The sequence below is a fragment of the Bartonella sp. TT110JLCBS genome (genome assembly GCF_042193405.1).
Lineage (GTDB): Bacteria > Pseudomonadota > Alphaproteobacteria > Rhizobiales > Rhizobiaceae > Bartonella.
Genome location: NZ_JBHILT010000082.1, coordinates 1 through 1,818, shown reverse-complemented (window position 1 = coordinate 1,818; position 1,818 = coordinate 1). Strand labels below are relative to the sequence as shown.

Genomic DNA, 1,818 nt, shown 5'->3' with positions numbered 1-1,818 from the left:
TGAAAAATGATGCCATGGCTATAAAGAACATAACAACTATAGAGAAAGCAAAAATGCAAATGAAAGCATTTGTTATAAAGACAGTCCCTATAAGGCTGTTAAGTCTAAAATGTGTTATTAAAAGAAATTAACAGAAATCTTAGAAGCCATTTAGTGACAAAATTGATAGGTTATAAAGTTTAAAATACGCATTATGAGAGCGTTTCTAAATATTATAAATGTATAGATTCAGAAAATAACGCAATCGTTTTATAAATCTTATAATATAGCTTTAAAAGCACATAAATATAAAAGAAGCAATTAATAAGCATAAGTTATTATCAATACATAACGTATTTAAAAAATAAGAAAAAAATATCAAAAAAGATAAAATATTATTTGACAATAAATACGTATTTTGTTATATAAATAATCAAGTGATCAAAACACTTTACGTTAAGCGGGTAGGTTACGAAACGACCTTATCCACTTCTTAAAATACTGACTATCTTTTATGCTTTTGTTAGCATATATAGTGATTTTGTCGGGTGTAGCTATGCCATACAATACCCTTTTTAGGGGAAAGCATAGCAACGGACTTAACGCCGTGTTTTGAGCGCCCGGCGCCTTTATAAGGTGTCAATTTCAAAACTTTTTACGTTAAGAAAGAATTTCCAATGAAAAAATACGAATTTACCAATGAAAAATTCACTTTTGATGGTCTTACTTTACACCGCATTCGTGCTCTAAGAGATTTCGATGATGTTAAGGCGGGGGACCTCGGCGGTTTTATTGAAAATGAAAGTAACTTATCCCATGATGGCAATTGCTGGGTCTATGATAATGCCGCGGTTCTTTTCAATGCAACTGTTTATGAAAATGCTAAAATCTATAATGATGCGAAAATCTTTAGAGGTGCCAAGGTGTATGGCAATGCTATCGTTAATGGCAAGGCATTGGTTTTTGATACAACCGCTCATATTTATGATAATGCAAAAATTCATGATAACGCTAAGGTCTGCGGGCATGTTTATGGTAATGCCGTAATTAGTGATAATGCTACTATTTCTAATAGTGCCAAGGTTTATGACAATGCCCGTGTCTATGAAAGTGCCTATGTTTGTGGCTATATTTTTGGCAATGCCCGTGTGTATGGCAAGTCACGCATTTATGTCTGGGCGCGCGTTTATGATAATGCCCATGTTTTTTGTAATGCCTGGATTAAGGATTATTCAAGTATCTATGGTCATGCCAAGGTTTCTGGATCGGCTCGTGTTGGTTGCTTTGTAAGGATTTATGATCATGCCAAGGTCTATGGCAAATCAAATATTGATCATCATGTGCAAATTTATGGCAATGCTGTTGTGAATAACCGTGCAAAAATTCGTAATGATATCTGTGATGATAATCAGTCACTAAAAGACGCTGCTTAAATAACGCGTGGGCGCGGCGGGGGCGCCCTCCTTTAAACATCTCATTTAAAAATTTAAATCTCTGTATAAAGGAATTGTGCTCATGCAAAAGAAGTTTGCACTCACAAATGAAACGCGTGTATTTGGTAATCATACCCTTTATCGCATCCAAGCATTAAAAGACTTTTCTGATGTTAGAGCTGGTGCCTTGGGTGGCTTTATTGAAAAGGAAGATAACCTCTCTCATGAGGGAAATTGCTGGGTGTATGATGAGGCTCTTGTGTTTAAAAATGGTCACGTTTATGAAAATGCAAGAGTTTTTGGCAATGCTGTCACTTGTGGTCATATCTATGATCATGCGCGGGTTTATGACAATGCTATCGTTGCTGGCTATGTTTATGATAATGCGCATGTTTATGGCAATGCT

Annotated in this window: 1 protein-coding gene and 1 pseudogene; both read left to right on the top strand. The window is 35.4% G+C overall.

The genetic code is table 11. From position 1 onward, the window contains the following. The first annotated feature begins 656 nt into the window (after positions 1-656). On the top strand, positions 657-1,412 hold the full coding sequence (locus tag ACFILW_RS09560) for a hypothetical protein (protein ID WP_375685696.1): 756 nt from the start codon (positions 657-659) through the stop codon (positions 1,410-1,412). An 82-nt stretch (positions 1,413-1,494) separates the two neighbouring features. Beyond that, positions 1,495-1,818 (top strand): annotated as a pseudogene (locus tag ACFILW_RS09555) (hypothetical protein); the annotation flags it as partial.

Coding starts and splice junctions, on each gene's coding strand:
- ACFILW_RS09560 (WP_375685696.1), top strand. CDS start 657: ATGAAAAAATACGAATTTACCAATGAAAAATTCACTTTTGATGGTCTT.